This is a genomic window from Bacillus sp. FSL K6-6038 (assembly GCF_038050455.1).
Lineage (GTDB): Bacteria > Bacillota > Bacilli > Bacillales > Bacillaceae_G > Bacillus_A > Bacillus_A pseudomycoides.
Genome location: NZ_JBBOUH010000001.1, coordinates 2,214,848 through 2,231,448 on the forward strand (window position 1 = coordinate 2,214,848; position 16,601 = coordinate 2,231,448).

General features: G+C 34.5%; 18 protein-coding genes. 15 read left to right on the forward strand and 3 right to left on the reverse strand.

Annotated features, from left to right (window positions below):
* The first annotated feature begins 41 nt into the window (after positions 1–41).
* The 5 genes from NSQ40_RS11440 to NSQ40_RS11460 all read left to right on the forward strand — a co-directional run bounded on the left by NSQ40_RS11440 (position 42) and on the right by NSQ40_RS11460 (position 3,972).
* Positions 42–767 carry an ABC transporter ATP-binding protein gene (locus NSQ40_RS11440; RefSeq protein WP_016114694.1) on the forward strand — a complete coding sequence of 242 codons (726 nt, stop codon included), beginning with the start codon at positions 42–44 and terminating at the stop codon, positions 765–767.
* Positions 745–1,941, forward strand: coding sequence for an ABC transporter permease (locus tag NSQ40_RS11445; protein WP_098101084.1), 1,197 nt, complete (start codon positions 745–747; stop codon positions 1,939–1,941). The genes NSQ40_RS11440 and NSQ40_RS11445 overlap by 23 nt, the downstream gene beginning before the upstream one ends.
* 281 nt (positions 1,942–2,222) lie before the next feature.
* The gene (locus NSQ40_RS11450; RefSeq protein ID WP_003207109.1) at positions 2,223–2,801 is read left to right on the forward strand and encodes a YpjP family protein; all 579 of its coding nucleotides are present in this window, start codon (positions 2,223–2,225) and stop codon (positions 2,799–2,801) included.
* 131 nt (positions 2,802–2,932) lie between these two features.
* On the forward strand, positions 2,933–3,565 hold the full coding sequence (locus NSQ40_RS11455) for an HAD-IA family hydrolase (protein WP_098101085.1): 633 nt from the start codon (positions 2,933–2,935) through the stop codon (positions 3,563–3,565).
* Positions 3,566–3,585: 20 nt separating this feature from the next.
* On the forward strand, positions 3,586–3,972 hold the full coding sequence (locus tag NSQ40_RS11460; RefSeq protein WP_003197372.1) for a VOC family protein: 387 nt from the start codon (positions 3,586–3,588) through the stop codon (positions 3,970–3,972).
* Between the two features lie 86 nt (positions 3,973–4,058).
* On the opposite strand, the gene NSQ40_RS11465 is transcribed toward NSQ40_RS11460, so the two are convergent.
* The gene (locus NSQ40_RS11465) at positions 4,059–5,516 is read right to left on the reverse strand and encodes a serine hydrolase (RefSeq protein ID WP_003197374.1); all 1,458 of its coding nucleotides are present in this window, start codon (positions 5,514–5,516) and stop codon (positions 4,059–4,061) included.
* Positions 5,517–5,773: 257 nt separating this feature from the next.
* On the opposite strand from NSQ40_RS11465, the gene NSQ40_RS11470 reads away from it, so the two are divergent.
* The 5 genes from NSQ40_RS11470 to NSQ40_RS11490 all read left to right on the forward strand — a co-directional run bounded on the left by NSQ40_RS11470 (position 5,774) and on the right by NSQ40_RS11490 (position 11,114).
* Positions 5,774–6,730 (forward strand): thymidylate synthase, encoded by a 957-nt coding sequence (locus NSQ40_RS11470; RefSeq protein WP_003197376.1) that lies wholly within the window; start codon positions 5,774–5,776, stop codon positions 6,728–6,730.
* Between the two features lie 20 nt (positions 6,731–6,750).
* Positions 6,751–7,239 carry a dihydrofolate reductase gene (locus NSQ40_RS11475; protein ID WP_003197378.1) on the forward strand — a complete coding sequence of 163 codons (489 nt, stop codon included), beginning with the start codon at positions 6,751–6,753 and terminating at the stop codon, positions 7,237–7,239.
* A 185-nt stretch (positions 7,240–7,424) separates the two neighbouring features.
* Positions 7,425–9,410: a penicillin-binding transpeptidase domain-containing protein gene (locus NSQ40_RS11480; RefSeq protein WP_033797331.1), complete on the forward strand. Its 1,986-nt coding sequence runs from the start codon at positions 7,425–7,427 to the stop codon at positions 9,408–9,410.
* A gap of 237 nt (positions 9,411–9,647) precedes the next feature.
* Complete coding sequence (locus NSQ40_RS11485) at positions 9,648–10,283, forward strand: FMN-dependent NADH-azoreductase (protein WP_033797332.1); 636 nt, start codon at positions 9,648–9,650, stop codon at positions 10,281–10,283.
* 111 nt (positions 10,284–10,394) lie between these two features.
* Positions 10,395–11,114 carry a lysophospholipid acyltransferase family protein gene (locus NSQ40_RS11490; protein WP_003207115.1) on the forward strand — a complete coding sequence of 240 codons (720 nt, stop codon included), beginning with the start codon at positions 10,395–10,397 and terminating at the stop codon, positions 11,112–11,114.
* 35 nt (positions 11,115–11,149) lie between these two features.
* On the opposite strand, the gene trhA is transcribed toward NSQ40_RS11490, so the two are convergent.
* Positions 11,150–11,806, reverse strand: coding sequence for a PAQR family membrane homeostasis protein TrhA (gene trhA / locus NSQ40_RS11495; RefSeq protein ID WP_018766426.1), 657 nt, complete (start codon positions 11,804–11,806; stop codon positions 11,150–11,152).
* Between the two features lie 192 nt (positions 11,807–11,998).
* On the opposite strand from trhA, the gene tatA reads away from it, so the two are divergent.
* From tatA to NSQ40_RS11515, 4 genes are all read left to right on the forward strand, one after another.
* Positions 11,999–12,163, forward strand: a complete 165-nt coding sequence (tatA, locus tag NSQ40_RS11500; RefSeq protein ID WP_001132888.1) for a twin-arginine translocase TatA/TatE family subunit — start codon at positions 11,999–12,001, stop codon at positions 12,161–12,163.
* A 74-nt stretch (positions 12,164–12,237) separates the two neighbouring features.
* Positions 12,238–12,966 (forward strand): twin-arginine translocase subunit TatC, encoded by a 729-nt coding sequence (gene tatC, locus NSQ40_RS11505; protein WP_016114704.1) that lies wholly within the window; start codon positions 12,238–12,240, stop codon positions 12,964–12,966.
* Between the two features lie 154 nt (positions 12,967–13,120).
* Entirely contained in the window at positions 13,121–13,372 is a 252-nt protein-coding gene (locus NSQ40_RS11510) for a DUF2535 family protein (RefSeq protein WP_000605583.1), read from the forward strand.
* A gap of 153 nt (positions 13,373–13,525) precedes the next feature.
* Positions 13,526–14,368 (forward strand): DegV family protein, encoded by an 843-nt coding sequence (locus NSQ40_RS11515; RefSeq protein ID WP_003207116.1) that lies wholly within the window; start codon positions 13,526–13,528, stop codon positions 14,366–14,368.
* Between the two features lie 288 nt (positions 14,369–14,656).
* Here the strand turns inward: NSQ40_RS11515 and NSQ40_RS11520 are convergent, their stop codons facing one another.
* Positions 14,657–15,628 (reverse strand): MBL fold metallo-hydrolase, encoded by a 972-nt coding sequence (locus tag NSQ40_RS11520; protein WP_258248465.1) that lies wholly within the window; start codon positions 15,626–15,628, stop codon positions 14,657–14,659.
* Between the two features lie 344 nt (positions 15,629–15,972).
* Here NSQ40_RS11520 and NSQ40_RS11525 point away from each other — a divergent pair, with 344 nt between their 5' ends.
* Positions 15,973–16,557 carry an SCO family protein gene (locus tag NSQ40_RS11525; RefSeq protein WP_018766424.1) on the forward strand — a complete coding sequence of 195 codons (585 nt, stop codon included), beginning with the start codon at positions 15,973–15,975 and terminating at the stop codon, positions 16,555–16,557.
* The last annotated feature ends 44 nt before the right edge of the window (positions 16,558–16,601 follow it).

Sequence of the window (16,601 nt, forward strand, 5' to 3'; positions counted from 1 at the left end):
TTTTCCTGGAGTTTATTGTAAGTGGGAAGAGGGGAAGTAATTTGTTACAGGTCAATATTCGATCAGCGGGTTATGAAGCAGGAGAAAAAACAATCCATGATATAGCATTTTCAATTGAAAAAGGTGAACTAGTTGCTCTTATTGGTGCAAATGGAGCTGGGAAAAGTACGACAATTAAATCAATGCTTGGCTTACTTGCAAATATGGAGGGTGAAATTTCGTTTGGTGAAAAAGAGAATCCGTATGCATATGTGCCAGAACACCCAACGTATTATGATTATTTAACATTATGGGAGCACATTGAATTGTTAATGGCTGCACGTGGGTGTGAAATAGGGAGCTGGGAGGAACGCGCACAGGAGTTATTACATACATTTCGAATGGAAAAGCATAAGCATGAATACTTATCAAAGTTTTCAAAAGGTATGAAACAAAAATCAATGTTGATTTTGGCTTTTTTAACGGAACCAGACTTTTATATTATTGATGAACCGTTTATTGGATTAGATCCAGTAGCAACACGAGAATTTTTAAATTTCTTATATAAAGAAAAAGAGCGGGGAGTAGGGATTTTACTGTGTACCCATGTGCTAGATACAGCGGAAAGAATCTGTGAACGATTTTTACTTATTTCACAAGGAACGTTATTAGCAAACGGTAATCTACAAACAATTCAATCCCTAGCAGAAATGCCAGAGAGTCCATTATTAGATTGTTTTGATGCAATCGTAAGGCGGGAACAACATGATGAAACAACAATTTTATAAAAGGTTGCGTCATGAACTGAAAAGAAAATGGAAATCCATTCAGTCTGTAACTGATTGGACAATCGCATTATATTTTATCGTTCCAGTACTTGTATTTAGCGGGATTTATTATCGTTCGTTATGGACAAGAGAATTATCTGCAGAAGAACCGGCTTATTTTTTATTGGGCTTGTTTGTATTTTTCTTTGTTACATATTCAAGAGGAATGCGTTCGTTTTTTGAGCAAGCAGATAGCCTGTTTTTAATTCAGCATCCAGTTCACATGAAAAAATTAATGAAATATGGCATGGTATACACATGTATTCGAATAAGTATAACAAATATCATTGTAACGCTCATTATGTTACCTATATTGGTTAAGAGTATGGGGGCTTCTCTTTTACAAGTCGTATTATTTTGGCTGTCCTTTACCGTTTTTCGGTGTATGTTATCACTATTGGTAAGATATATAGATGTGCGTGGAGGGAAGCGCTGGGTATTATGGATTGTAAAGATTATCGTATTTTTTATGAGTTTTATTTGTTTGGGAAGTGGTATGTTTTTAGGTTTTAAACATCCAGTATATGCAATGCTATTTATCATTGTATTGATTGGAATTAGTTTGATATTGATAAAACAAAAAATGAACTATCAACGTTTCTTTTTTAAGGAAGTTGAAAAAGAAAAGGAAGAGGGTATGCGCTGGACAACGGAAATCATGCACTTTAGTGGTCAAATAACGAAGCCAAGTAATAACTCGAGACCATGGTTGTTTCCACGTTCGAAGCATATACTAGGGAAAAAATCTGATTCGCGTATTATTGAATCATTTTTTAAGGAGTATTTTCGATCAGGTGCTTCTTTAAGTTTTTATATTAAAATTATCTTTATGAGTGCAGTATCGATAAAAGTAACACCATGGTGGATTGCGCTTATTATTATTGTATTTGCCTGTGTTGCAATTGCACTTTATTCAGGGGATCAATGGAATGAATTTGTTAAAAAAATGTTTCTCCAATTATATTGTGATCAAGGGAAGTTATTATTGTTAAAAGGAAGAGCGGGAATGTCCTTGTTTGTTCCGGCTGTTTTGATTTACGGCATAGTTATACTTGGCCAGTTTTATTTATTACCAGCTATTATCGTAGGAAGCCTACTATTAATATTAATAGGCTGGATTGTATTCATACCATAGAAAAAAGAGCCATAATGGCTCTTTTTTAGTCTGTAATTGACTGGTAAATAAAATATAAGAGAACAAAAATGCTCACGACGGAGTACATGACATCTAGAGTCATTAAAAATCCTCCTCACTATTGTTGTACTTATATTATATGAAATCTGACTATTACATATTCAAATGAAAAAAATATGAAAGTTAATAAATTTGTAAAGTGCAAAAATTAGCATCATTTTGTATAATGGAAGAAACAACCGTTATACAAATATAAGTAGTGAAAGGGGAGGGAATAAAAAATGCCAAATTGGTTTAGAAAGACGTTAGTCGCATTAATTACTGTATTTACATTTGGTTTAGTGACGCCTCCTTCTATTTTGCTTGATAATGCAAAAGCGGACAAGCCTACAACAAGGCAACAAAATTTGGAGCAGACGTCCTATACATATGAAGAAAATCGAGAGAGGTTAACCGCAGAGACCTTTGTGACCTATGCAATGCAAGAAGCTGAGAAACAATCTATGCAAAAGTTTGGTTCTAAAATTGGACCTGTCATTGAAGATGAATTTAAAGATATTATTCTACCTAAAATAGAAGAAGCAATTGCAGAGCTTACAACAGATGTACCGGAAGAGTCTTTACAATCATTAGCAATTTCACAGAAACCAGCAGGCGGCAATAACGAAAAGATTTTTCATGTATATGATACGAAAACAGGAAATGATTTACTACGTTTCCATGTAAGGCGGGATCATCCACCACAAGATGGATATTATTTTAATTTCCACTACCATCGCTTTGATGATGGATATACAGCGCATCATGAGTTAGGAGATATTTATTGGAATACGAATATGCCGCCGAAATGGCTGTCGTGATAAAAAGAACGAGGAGATGTCCTTGTTCTTTTTTGTTTTTATAAATGTGAAAATTAAAGGTGAAGCGGATCTTAACAGCGAATAGAATATGTTTAGATTTGTTCAAAAAAGAGGCTAAGGGAGTATTCATTATGTTGAAATATGTTGTATTTGATTTTGACGGTACATTAGTAGATTCACAAGATATATTTGTTCCTATTTATAATCAACTTGCTGAGAAGCATGGGTATAAAACGGTAAGTGAAGAAGAAATTGAACCTTTAAGAAAATTATCTATTCCTGAAAGGTGTAAACAGCTTCATGTACCACTTTATAAATTGCCTATATTAGCGCTAGAGTTTTATAAACTATACCAGCCATCTATTAAAGATCTAGTCTTATTTAATGGCATGAAGGAAGTGCTAGATGAATTACATAGAAAGGGTTATGGAATAGCAGTAATATCCTCTAATTCAGAAGAGCATATTAGAGCATTTCTACATAACAATCAAATAAAAAATATTCAAGAAGTTTTTTGTTCGAAAAATTTGTTTGGGAAAGATAAAATTATCAAGAAATTTTTAAAAGAAAAAAAGTTAACAGAAGCTGATATGCTGTATGTTGGTGATGAGCAACGAGATATTGTTGCATGTAAAAAAGTTGGCGTAAACGTCGTATGGGTTGGATGGGGATATGATGTGATGGAAACGATAAAAGAAGATTCTCCAAATTATATGGTAAATACACCAAATGAAATTTTACATATAGTTGAGTCTGTTCATTAAAATGAAAGAAAGAGAAGGGGATGCAGCAGTTTGAACCTGGTATTCATCATATTGAATTTTGGGTAGCAAATTTAGAGGAATCCATATGTTTTTATAGTAGGTTGTTCTCTATCATTGGCTGGAAACAGTTGAATGAGAGTGCATTTAGTACAGGGAAGATTGAAATATATTTCAAGGAAGTAGATGAAAAGATTGTAAGAACGTTAGGGCCGAGGCATATTTGTTATCAGGCTGTTAGTAGAGCTGTAGTTGATAAGGTCACTAATTTCTTACAAAATGTACAAGCGGAGATTATTCGTGGGCCGATTGAGACGAATCATTACTCAGATGGATATTATACTGTGGATTTTTATGATCCGAATGGGTTTGTTGTAGAAGTGGCTTATACGCCTAATGTGGAAATGTGAGGAGAGATCTTATTACCCGTTAATACGGGATAAATAATAGAGGAAAGTATAGCTTTCCTCTATTATAAGTTTAGATTGTTGTATTTTTATTTAATCTTCGTAAATGTAAGAGGCTGTGTACTTAACATAACTGGTACATGTAATTGGATTGTTTGGAATTCCCCTTTTATATCCATCTCATAAGCAAGCAACACATTCATTTCTATTTGGAATAAGTCTAATGTTGCATAAAACATATCATAATGATGGTGATGTAACCGAACTTTTAGTTCTGTGAACTGTAAATATAACTCTTCATTTTGTTTATACACTTCTAGTGTTCCATAAGCAGGGTGTTCGAATGTTCCAATATAGTCTTCTAATGCATGAGAAGGTACGGTCTCTTTTACTTGTTCTGGAAGTGATTGGTTTACTTCTTTCATCATTTCTTTCAATTGAGCGGTGTCTTCTATAGCACGCTTATGCCAATCAATTGTTTCCAATCCGAGGAGTTCGTCATAGATTTGATTTGCAAGATAACTAGGAAGTAAGGTGCTTCCGGCGTTCGTTAATATGACAAGGCCTATATTTTCTTTTGGAATAAATGAGACAAGTGCAGAAAATCCATCGATACCTCCGCTATGATGAATTACTTTATAGCCACGGTAAGAACTAATAAACCAACCAAGACCATAACTATTTACTGGTGATTCAGGGGGCGATAAAAGTGGCTGATCAGGAATTGTATTGTGCGGCGTATACATTTGTTGTAATAATTCAGAAGATAGTAATTCGTGATCTCCTGTTTTTCCTTGATTAAGATGGAAAAGTACCCAATTTGCCATATCTGCAATTGTTGAATTGATGCATCCAGCAGCTCCTACTGTATCAATATTACGGAATGGTACCTCTTTTATTTCTCCATCTTTCTCAACGTAAGGCAATGCGTAGTCATTCGTATTTTGTGAGTCTGTGACAGAGAAGTTTGTTTGCTCCATTTGAAGTGGTGCTAAAATATGTTCTTTGGCGTATTGCTCCCATGTCTGATTTGTAATGTTTTCTACAATATAGCTAATTGTTGCATACATTAAGTTGTTATATAAGAAAGCTGTGCGAAATGGTGCATCAAGTGATAAATGCTTTATTTTTTCAACGATGTCTTTTCGAGTTAAGGAAGAGTTGTACCAAAGAGCATCATGACGACTAACGCCAGAGCGATGGGAAGCTAAATCACGTGCTGTAATTTGGGAGCTTGCAAGTATATCTGATAAAGCGAAGGTAGGGATATAAGATTGAACAGGAGTATCCCAATCAAACTTTTTTTGTTGTGCTAATAGGCTTAAAGATAGGGTGCCAAATGCCTTGGTCGCAGATCCAATTGCAAAGCGTGTTTGAGGCGTAACCGGTTTTTTCTGTTTTGAATCACGATAGCCAAATCCTTCTGAAACAATGACTTCTCCATCTTTTATAACTGCGACAGCAGCCCCAGGAACGTGTAGATCTTTCATCATTTTTTCAATTGTTGTTTGTAATGAACTAATAACAGGAATTTCAATTTTAGACATGCTTCTAACCTCCAAATATTATTTTATACTTCCGCACTATAGTTTCTTTGGTAAAGAGTGAAATACCTCTTAAAAGATGAAAAGTTAAGAATTTTGTAAGATTCATTAAAATGGATATCCTATACTAGATTTCTGTTAATACTTACTATATTGAAATATTTTTCAATAAGTTTTACTGAGAATTTTGCATGCAGAATTATTTTTTGTATGATAAACTCCATATAGGAAATAGATGCGAAAGAGGGTTTTTCTTACATATGAAACATGCTGAATATGAATACTTAAATCTGTGTCGCCATGTGATGGAGCATGGTACAAAAAAAGAAGATCGTACAGGAACAGGGACTGTATCTGTATTTGGATATCAAATGCGTTTTGACCTTAGCAAGGGATTCCCTTTGTTAACGACAAAGCGTGTGCCATTCCGCTTAGTAGCTAGTGAACTTCTTTGGTTCATGAAAGGCGATACAAACATTCGTTATTTACTACAAAATAACAATAATATTTGGAATGAATGGGCGTTTAAAAGCTGGGTAGAAAGCGATGCGTATGAAGGGCCAGATATGACGGACTTTGGACTTCGCTCTCAGCAGGATGAAGAGTTTAAGAAACAATATGATGAGCAAATGGATTTGTTTAAAAAGAATGTACTGGAAGATGATGATTTTGCAAATCAGTATGGCTATTTAGGAGATGTATATGGAAAACAATGGCGTGCTTGGAAAACGACAGCAGGTGAGACGATTGATCAGTTAAAAGATGTAATCGAAATGATTAAGAAAACACCAGATTCTCGTCGCTTACTTGTTTCTGCTTGGAATCCTGAAGATGTGCCAAGTATGGCACTTCCGCCTTGTCATACGCTATTTCAATTTTACGTAGCAGACGGAAAGCTTTCGTGTCAGTTATATCAACGAAGCGGTGATATTTTCCTTGGCATTCCATTTAATATTGCAAGCTACTCATTGTTAACACATTTAATCGCGCACGAATGTGGTTTAGAAGCAGGAGAGTTCGTTCATACGATTGGAGACGCACATATTTACACAAATCATTTTGAACAAGTGGAAAAGCAGTTAGCGCGTGAACCACGTCCGTTTCCAACGCTAAAATTAAATCCAGATGTAAAGTCTGTTTTTGATTTTGAAATGGAGGATTTAACATTAGAAGGTTATGATCCACATCCTGCAATTAAAGCGCCTGTCGCAGTGTAAACGCAAAAGGAGATGAAAATATGATTATTTCATTTATGGTCGCAATGGATGAAAATAAAGTCATCGGTAAGGATAATAAATTACCGTGGCATTTACCAAGTGAATTGCAATATGTTAAGAAGACAACAATGGGTCACCCACTTATTATGGGGAGAAAAAACTATGAAGCGATTGGAAGACCACTTCCAGGAAGACGAAATATTATCGTAACGCGCAATATGAATTATCATGTAGAAGGCTGTGAAATTGCGCAGTCAGTAGAAGAAGTATTTGAGTTATGTAAAAATGAAGAAGAAATTTTTATTTTTGGTGGAGCGCAAATTTACGAATTGTTCTTACCATATGTGAACAAGCTTTATATAACAAAGATTCACCATTCATTTGAAGGAGATACATTCTTCCCAGAAATGAATATGAAAGAGTGGAAAGAAGTTTTTGTGGAAAAAGGTGTTACGGATGAAAAGAATCCGTACACATATTACTATCACATATATGAAAAACAAAAATAATCATAAAAAGATTGATGTGTATGTTCACATCAATCTTTTTATTTGGATAATAAGATAAAACTTTATGAATGAACTTTTTTGATGATATAATGGTAGAGGTTGTAAGTTTTAGTAGCTTAGGAAAAATCCATAAAAGACAGATTTATATTTATTATTTCTTTGCTTAACTAAAGGAGGAGAATCGGTTGAAAAAACTATGGGGATTGCTTTTTCTTTGCTTCACACTCATGCTAGTAGGATGTGGTAAAGAAGAAAAGCCAGAACAAGCATTTGATACATATGCAAAAGCGTGGAATAAGCAAAAATTTGCAGATATGTATGATCAATTGTCAGAAGATGCAAAAAAATCTATTTCAAAAAAAGATTTTACAGAGAAGTATGAAAAGATTTATGCGGGTATTGAGGTTAAAAATCTAAAGATAGAAACAGGAAAAGTAAAAGAGGATAAAGAAGATAAAGGGCCAGTTCCTTTTAATGTGAGTATGGATACGGTTGGTGGGAAAATTTCCTTTTCTCACGAAGCAAAGCTTGTGAAAGAGAAAGATGGAGATAAAGAATCTTGGAAAATAGACTGGACTCCAGATTTTATTTTTCCAGGCATGACAAAAGACAGTAAAGTACGTATGCAAACGTTTCAAGCGAAGCGTGGGGAGATATATGATCGTAATGGAAAAGGACTTGCAACGAATGGAAGAGCAAATGAAATTGGCATCATTCCAGGTAAACTAGGAGAGGCTGCACCACAGACAAAGGAAACAATTGGAAAGTTGCTGAATATGTCTGTAGAAGAGATAGATCAAAAGCTTGCGGCAAAATGGATTAAACCAGATTCATTTGTACCAATTGGGATTTTACAAGAAGGTGCAACGCAAAATGATTATATTTCTTTAGACGGTGTAACGACTCGACAAGTCAATGTTCGTACATATCCATTGGGAGAGGCTGCTGCTCATTTAACAGGATATATGGGGAAAGTGAATGCAGAAGATTTAAAGGATTTACAGAAAAAAGGATATCAGGCAGATGACCCAGTTGGAAAAGCTGGTTTGGAGCAAGTATTTGAAGAGAAGCTACGTGGTAAAAAAGGTGGCCGTGTCTTCATGGAGGATGCACAAGGAAAAGAGAAAAAAGAATTAGCTAAAATTGAAGCAAAAGATGGAGAAAATGTTACGTTAACAATTGATAGTACAGTTCAGGAAAAAATCTTTAACGAAATGAAGGGAGAAGCTGGTTCAAGTGCAGCGATAAATCCGCAGACTGGTGAAACAATTGCACTTGTGAGTAGCCCTGCGTACAACCCGAATGTAATAGTAAGGGGTGCATCAAAAACACAACGTGAAGCATGGAATAATGATCCGAAAAAGCCAATGACAAATCGCTTTACACAAGCATCGGCACCAGGTTCTGTATTTAAAGCAATTACAGGTGCGATTGGTCTTGAAACGAAAACAATTGATCCAAAAGAGGAATTGAAAATTGAAGGATTACAATGGACAAAAGATTCTTCATGGGGAAATTATTATGTAACACGTGTAAAAGATGCAAGTCCAATTGATTTTGATAAAGCAATGAAGTTTTCTGATAACATTTACTTTGCACAACAAGCAATAAAAATTGGGAAAGATAAATTTATGAGTGAAGCAAAGAAATTTGGATTCGATGAAAAGTTACCAATTGAATATCCATTCCCGGTTTCAAAAATTGCAAAAGATGGCATTAAAAATGATATTCAAATGGCTGATACAGGGTATGGACAAGGCCAAGTATTAATGACGCCTCTTCATTTGGCATTAACGTATGCACCGATTGTAAATGAAGGGAATATACCATCTCCACATCTTATTAAAGATGATAAACAAGTTAAACCTTGGAAAGAAAATGTGATTTCTAAAGGGAACCAAGATATATTAAAAAATGCGTTAACAAAAGTAATTAATGATGAAGATGGTACAGGGAAAATTGCTAAGATTGACGGTATGACTCTCGCTGGAAAAACGGGAACAGCTGAGTTAAAAGAGTCGAAGGAAGCAGATGGAAAAGAACTTGGATGGTTCGCTGCTTTTGATGTAAATTCACCGAATATGATTGTTACGATGATGATTGAAGATGTAAAAGGCCGGGGTGGAAGTAACGTACCTGGTGAAAAAGTGAAACATGTTTTTCAAAAGTAATACTTAGGAAAAAGCTATCTCCTTAAAAAAGGAGATAGCTTTTTTCGTGAAGATTGAATAATGAAATGTGAATATTCATTGAAATGGAGATAGGAGAATTATCTACTTACGAAAAAAAAGTAGCTATTTTTTATTGACAGAGAAAGAATGTTTTTGTATTATACTTACATAAGGTAAGTTATTTACTTTTTTATTAAAATCTCAAATTAAAGATAATTATTAAGGGAGAGAATAAAAATGACAAAAGTACTATTTATTACAGCAAATCCAAATTCAGCAGAAGCATCTTTCGGTATGGCAGTAGGGGAATCATTCATTGAAGCATATAAAAATGAACATCCACAAGATGAAGTGGTAACAATTGATCTATTTAACACAACTGTACCAGCAATTGATGCAGAAGTATTTACAGCTTGGGGTAAATTTGCAGCAGGTGAAGGCTTTGAAACGTTAAGCCAAAGCCAACAACAAAAAATTGCAGCAATGAATACAAACTTAGAAACATTTATGAATGCAGATCGTTATGTGTTTGTAACGCCAATGTGGAACTTCAGTTATCCACCAGTAGTAAAAGCATACTTGGATAACTTGTCTATCGCAGGTAAAACTTTTAAATATACTGAAAACGGACCAGTTGGTTTACTAGAAGGGAAAAAAGCACTTCACATTCAAGCTACAGGTGGCGTTTACTCTGAAGGACCATACGCAGCAATGGACTTTGGCCGCAAGCACTTAAATGCAGTATTAGGATTTATGGGTATATCTGATGTAGACTACCTTGCGGTTGAAGGTATGAATGCAAACCCTGAAAAAGCACCAGAAATTAAAGAAGCGGCAATTGCAAATGCTCGCGAATTAGCAAAACGTTTCTAATATAGAAAACTCAAAAATGTCCAAACGCTTGTCGTTTGGACATTTTTTCTTCTTTTTCCTTCGTTTGTCTAGTATAATGAAGGACGGAATGAGAATAAGTGGGGGTTCTATATGATTCAAACGTTTTTTAAAATCTTTTATTTAATTGTAATTGTAATTGGTATTACACCGAGATTATGGCGTATAAAACGAAAAGCACAGACAATGTCGCCACAAGAGAAAGATCGCCTCGTGTATAAAACAACAAACTGGTTTGGTAAGAAAATGGTTCGTGTAGCTGGGTCGACTGTACAAGTAAATGGAATTGAAAATGTGCCGAAAGATAAACCGGTCCTTGTTGTAAGTAATCATCAAAGTGATATGGATATTCCAGTTTTACTTGGGTACTTGAATAAACCGATTGGGTTTGTTTCAAAAGCAGAAATTAAAAAATTTCCGATTGTACCAACTTGGATGGAATTGATGAATTGTGTGTTTATGGATCGTAGTAATCGTCGTCAGTCGCTCCAAGCTATTAAAGATGGAATTGAACTTTTAAAGAATGGACATTCTATCGTAATTTTCCCAGAAGGAACGCGCAGTAAGACGGGCGAAATGGGGGAGTTTAAAGCAGGAAGTTTTCATCTTGCTGTAAAAGCCGGAGTAGCTATTTTACCAGTAACTGTAGATGGAACATATAAGATGTTTGAGGCGAATGGAAATCGCATGAAGCCTGCTCATGCAACAGTAACCATTTCTAAACCAATTACACCTGAGCAATATGCAAGTATGGATATAAAAGAATTAACGCAGCATACGAAAGATATTATTGCGGCTCAATTACATAAGTAATAAAAAAAGTCTCAGCTTGAAAAGCTGAGACTTTTTTATGCAACAGGCAATACATAAAACAAGACGCAGAAGAACATCATTGCACTACCACCTAATACAAAAAGGTGCCAAATTGCATGGTTGAAGGGCAGCTTTTCCCAAAGGAAAAATATAGCCCCTACTGAATATAGGATCCCACCGGTTAACAATAGTGAAAATCCATGCCCGGTTAAATTTTCATAAAGTGGTTTAATAGCGACGATAATGAGCCAGCCCATAATGATATAGCACAGTGTTGACATTTTAATAAAACGGCGTACAAAGAAAATTTTGAAAATAATTCCACCGATGGCCAGCGTCCAAATAATTGCAAGTAATGTCCAGCCGAGTGGCCCTCTTAGAGTAATTAGTAAGAATGGTGTATACGTGCCGGCAATTAAGAGATAGATGGCCGAGTGATCTAAAATTGTAAATAATTTTTCTACTTTCGGGTGGTGGATGCTATGTAATAGCGTAGAAAACAAATATAGTAGAAACATGCTCACGCCGTAAACTGTAAATCCAACAATAGCAGATACAGTACCATGCTTTGATGCATGCATAATTAGTATTATTAATGCAGGAATGCTTAAAATGGCACCGATGCCATGGGTAATCGCATTGGCAATTTCCTCTTTTACGAATTGCGTCATTCGTGTTATTTTTTGAGTCATAATTTGATTCCTTTCATGTTTGATGAAGTAAGGTGTAATTTCCTTTACCATATCATATACATAAGAAATAGAAAATGAAAATTGTTTAAGTGATTATATTTTCGAATTTTTTTGACAAAAGCTAATAGATGCATTGACGTTTACAAAATTTTTTGACAAAATAAAATTAAGTGAGATTAAGGGGGAAGTCATATGCCAAATATTGGGGTTCCGGGTTTAATATTAATTTTAGTACTCGCTTTAATTATTTTCGGTCCAAAAAAGTTACCTGAAATTGGACGAGCTTTTGGGGAAACATTAAAAGAGTTTAAAAAGTCTGCAAAGGGTTTGCATGATGATACGGAAGAAAAGAAATAAATTTCACTAGGTTATTTTGTTTCTATGGTATATAGCGAGTGGGGAATGTGGTGATAAGAGTGGACAATCAAGAGATGAGTGTCATAGAGCATCTTGGAGAGTTAAGAAAGCGACTCATTATAACAGCGCTGACGTTTCTGATTTTTATTGTCATTGGCTTTTCATTTACGAAAGAAATATATAATTTTATCGTAAAAGATTTAAATATGAAATTAACTGTTTTAGGTCCAAGTGATATTTTATGGATTTATTTTGTGATTGCAGCTGTCTTTTCAATTGTATGTACAATACCAGTTGCAGCTTTACAAATTTGGTTATTTGTAAAACCAGCTCTACATGAACATGAGCGTAAAATGACAATTCTGTATATCCCGGCATTATTTCTATTATTTATTGGAGGACTTTGCTTCGGCTATTTTCTGATTTTACCATTTATTTTGCAATTTTTAATGAGTCTTGGTGATGATATGTTTCAGACAATGTTTACGACGGATAAGTATTTTTCGTTTGTGATGAATATGACAGTACCATTTGCTGTGATATTTGAACTTCCTGTCGTTACGATGTTTTTAACTAGTATAGGTGTTCTTAATCCAATAGCACTACAAAAGGTGAGAAGATATGCGTATTTTATTTTAATTGTAATTGCTGTTTGTATTACACCGCCAGACTTTATTTCTGATTTTTCAGTAGCGATACCACTTCTTGTAATTTATGAATTAAGTATTACAGCATCAAAGTTTGTGTATAAGAGGAAAATAAAAAGAGAAATGAATACAGAATCAAAAAGTGCCTCATTATAAAGGCACTTTTTTTATTTATTTGTTATACTATACTTATAACTGTATACAATATAAAGAAGAAAAAAATTATAGAATCTCCGAAATTTAGACAAACTTTTCACTAGTGTAAGTTTATACTGAAGTTATAAATCCAATAAAAAAGAGGATTGATATCGTGATTATGAAAAGTTTTTATTTCACTCATTCAACAGGGAATTGTATCAAAATATTTGAAATCCCTGTCCTACAAGCACAACACCCATTAGCATTTCTAATTCAGTCACGTCTTCAACTATTTATTGCTAAAATTCAAAAACAAAAACAACCGAGATTCTCATACTCTTTTCGCGAATATTTACAAAGTTGCTTAAAGTGGAATGATTATTCAAATGTATATCAAACAAACTCGCTTGAAAAAAATGCATAGTCTAAAATAGAGACAGAGCCAATAAGCTCTGTCATTTTCTTTTTAGACATAAAAGTCAAAGAAATTTGTCGAAAATCACTTCAAACTGTTGAAAGCATTGTGAATACTAGTATAATAACAAGGAGAGCGTATTGGAAAGGGAAGAAGTAAAATATGCAAAAAATTAAAATTGTTACAGACTCAACGGTGGATTTATCACAAGATGTGATTCGAAAATATGATATTCATGTTATTCCATTGTCGATTTCTGTAAATGGAAAAACATACTTAGATCGTGTAGATTTACAGCCGGATGAATTTATTGAAGAAATGCAAAAATCAGAAGAATTACCAAAAACATCACAGCCAGCAGTCGGATCGTTTGTTGAAATGTATGATCGTTTAGGGGAGGACGGTAGCCAAGTTCTTTCCATTCACTTAACGCATGGTTTAAGTGGGTCAGTTGCAACAGCTAATACTGCAGCAACGATGACAGATACGAAAGTTACAGTGGTAGACTCATTGTTTATTACGCATGCTTTATCGTATCAAGTAATTGAAGCAGCAAAAATGGCGAAGGAAGAACGTTCTTTGGAGGATATTTTAAAGCGTGTTGAAGAAGTTCGTAAAAATACTCGTCTATTTGTAGTTGTTGATACGTTAGAAAACCTTGTAAAAGGCGGTCGGATTGGAAAAGGAACAGCTATGATCGGATCTTTATTAAACATTAAGCCAATTGCAAGTATTGATGATGGTGTATATAATCCTGTTGCGAAGGTACGCAGCAAAGGTCAAATTGTGAAAACATTGATAAAAATGTTTGAGGAAGATATAGCTGGTAAAACAGTAAAGGCGGTAGCTGTACCACATGCGAAAGCATTACCGTTAGCGCAAAAAATGAAAGAAGCAGTTGAAAAAATTAGTGGATTTACACAAACGGAAATTTTTTACACAACGCCTATAATTAGCACACACACTGGTGTAGGGGCAATCGGATTTTCATATTTTGCTGAATAGAAAAAGAGCTACTTGAGGGTAGCTCTTTTTATCTTTTCATCTACAGCAACATTTTAAATGAATGAGACTATTTAGGAGTGGGGAAGAAGTTCTATTAATTAAGATGTTATAACTGATTGTAATAGACGATGATAATCGTGATGATGGCGCTTATTGAAATCATAAAGCGTCGTTGTAAATACTCCCTCATATAATATTCCTTTCTCCTTTTATCGGTTCTTATATGAACAGAAAATCAGCAGTTCATTAAAGCCTTAGTTTATAATATGCATAAAAGGGGAAAGGGATTTATAATTTTGCGTGTTCCTTTATGGATTCTTTTTCCTCAGAGGGCATTTTTTCTGGAAAATACGTTTGACCAAGAAATAATACGTGAAGTTGTTCCCAAGGTAACATACGTAAATTCCAGTTGTTACGAAGTCGGGTAATAGCTTCTCTAGGTGTCTCATCAGCAAGTGCAAATGTACCGTAATGTATTGGAATGAAATGCGTTGCTTTTACATCTAAAAAGGCTTGCACTGCTTCCTCGGGGGAAACATGTGATACTTTCATAAACCATTCTGGTTCATATGCACCAATAGGCATTAAGGCGATATTAATAGAAAATCGGTTGCCAATTTCTTTAAACCCTTGGAAATAGCCACTATCACCACAAAAGTAAATTGTTTCATCTGTTGTGCTATTATCGATAACCCATCCACCCCAGTGGGAAGTATTCATATCAAACAATGATCTTCTTGTCCAGTGTTGCGCCGGTACGAAGTGAAATGCTACATCATTAATTTTTGTGAATTCCCACCAGTTATATTCTTCTACTCGCATAAACTTTTTTCTTGTAAATAACTTTTTTAATCCAGTAGGTACTAAGTATAGAACATCTGAATTCAATAGACGAAGTGTAGAAAAGTCCAAATGGTCATAATGACCGTGTGAAATGAGGACAATATCAATCTTAGGTAATTCCTGTAATGTAAGGCCGGGATTCGTTAGCCTCGGTACAAGCTTTATTTTCTTTGACCATACTGGATCTGTTAAAATGTTGAGCCCGTTTGTTTGTATAAGGAATGTTGAGTGACCTATCCATGTAATTGTTGTTTTTTCAGTGTTCGTTCGTAAAAACTGGCTACTCTTTACAGGTGATTGTTCTACTAGATAAGAAAAATCTTTTTTGTTTTGTTTTCGTTCTTTACGCCAACGTAAAAAAGAACGAAGTGGTTTTTTTGTACTAACATTATCCATATTTTCATAGCGCTTTGCCATGAACATCACCTCATTTAAAATCTTTGTAGTTGTATTGTATCGAAATGTTGTAAAGGAAAAAAGTGAGGGGAATTGATTAACGATTAAAAAATTGTAAAAAATAGTGTGGATATCTTTACAAAGCGAGTGACTTATTGAAAATTATTGTGTAAAGAGACGGGAAGGAGATAATTTTAGTAAACAATGAAACAGTTGTCTAGTAATTCGCTCGAAAATAGGAAGTAACATACCTAAATTCGTACGATTTCGTGAACAAATTGGATAAACAATTTTCTCATAGTGTTTACTTTTGTTATGATAAACATGTCATACATAAATTTAGAAAAGAGAAGAGAGGTTTGAAAATGAAGCGTTATCAAAAGCTGATTGGTCTCATAGTTGTTTTTTGCTTCTTTATACTTGCAGGATGCGGCTCAGGATCAAAACTCCGTAAACCATTAAATTGGGATTTAGAAACTTTTCAATACATAAATCAAGATGGTAAAAAGTTTGGAACAAAAGATTTAAAAGGGAAAGTATGGGTGGCTGACTTTATGTTTACCAATTGTCAAACGGTTTGTCCACCAATGACTGCTAATATGGCAAAGCTACAAAAGATGGCGAAAGAGAAAAAATTAGATGTTCAATTCGTTTCGTTTAGTGTAGATCCTGAAGTGGATAAACCAGAGAATTTGAAAGCATTTATACAAAAGTTCACAGATGATACGAAAAATTGGAATTTGCTAACAGGGTACTCATTAGAAGATGTGAAAAAATTTGCAAAGGATAATTTCCAAACGTTAGTAGATAAACCGGAAAATGGTCAAGTCATCCATGGAACATCGTTCTTCTTAGTTGATCAAGAAGGAAAAGTAATGAAGCAATACAGTGGAATTAGTAAGACACCGTACGAAGACATTTTACGTGATATGGAGCGACTCTTGAAATAAAAGAAGGATGCTGGGCATCCTTCTTTTTGGATATGGAAAATATA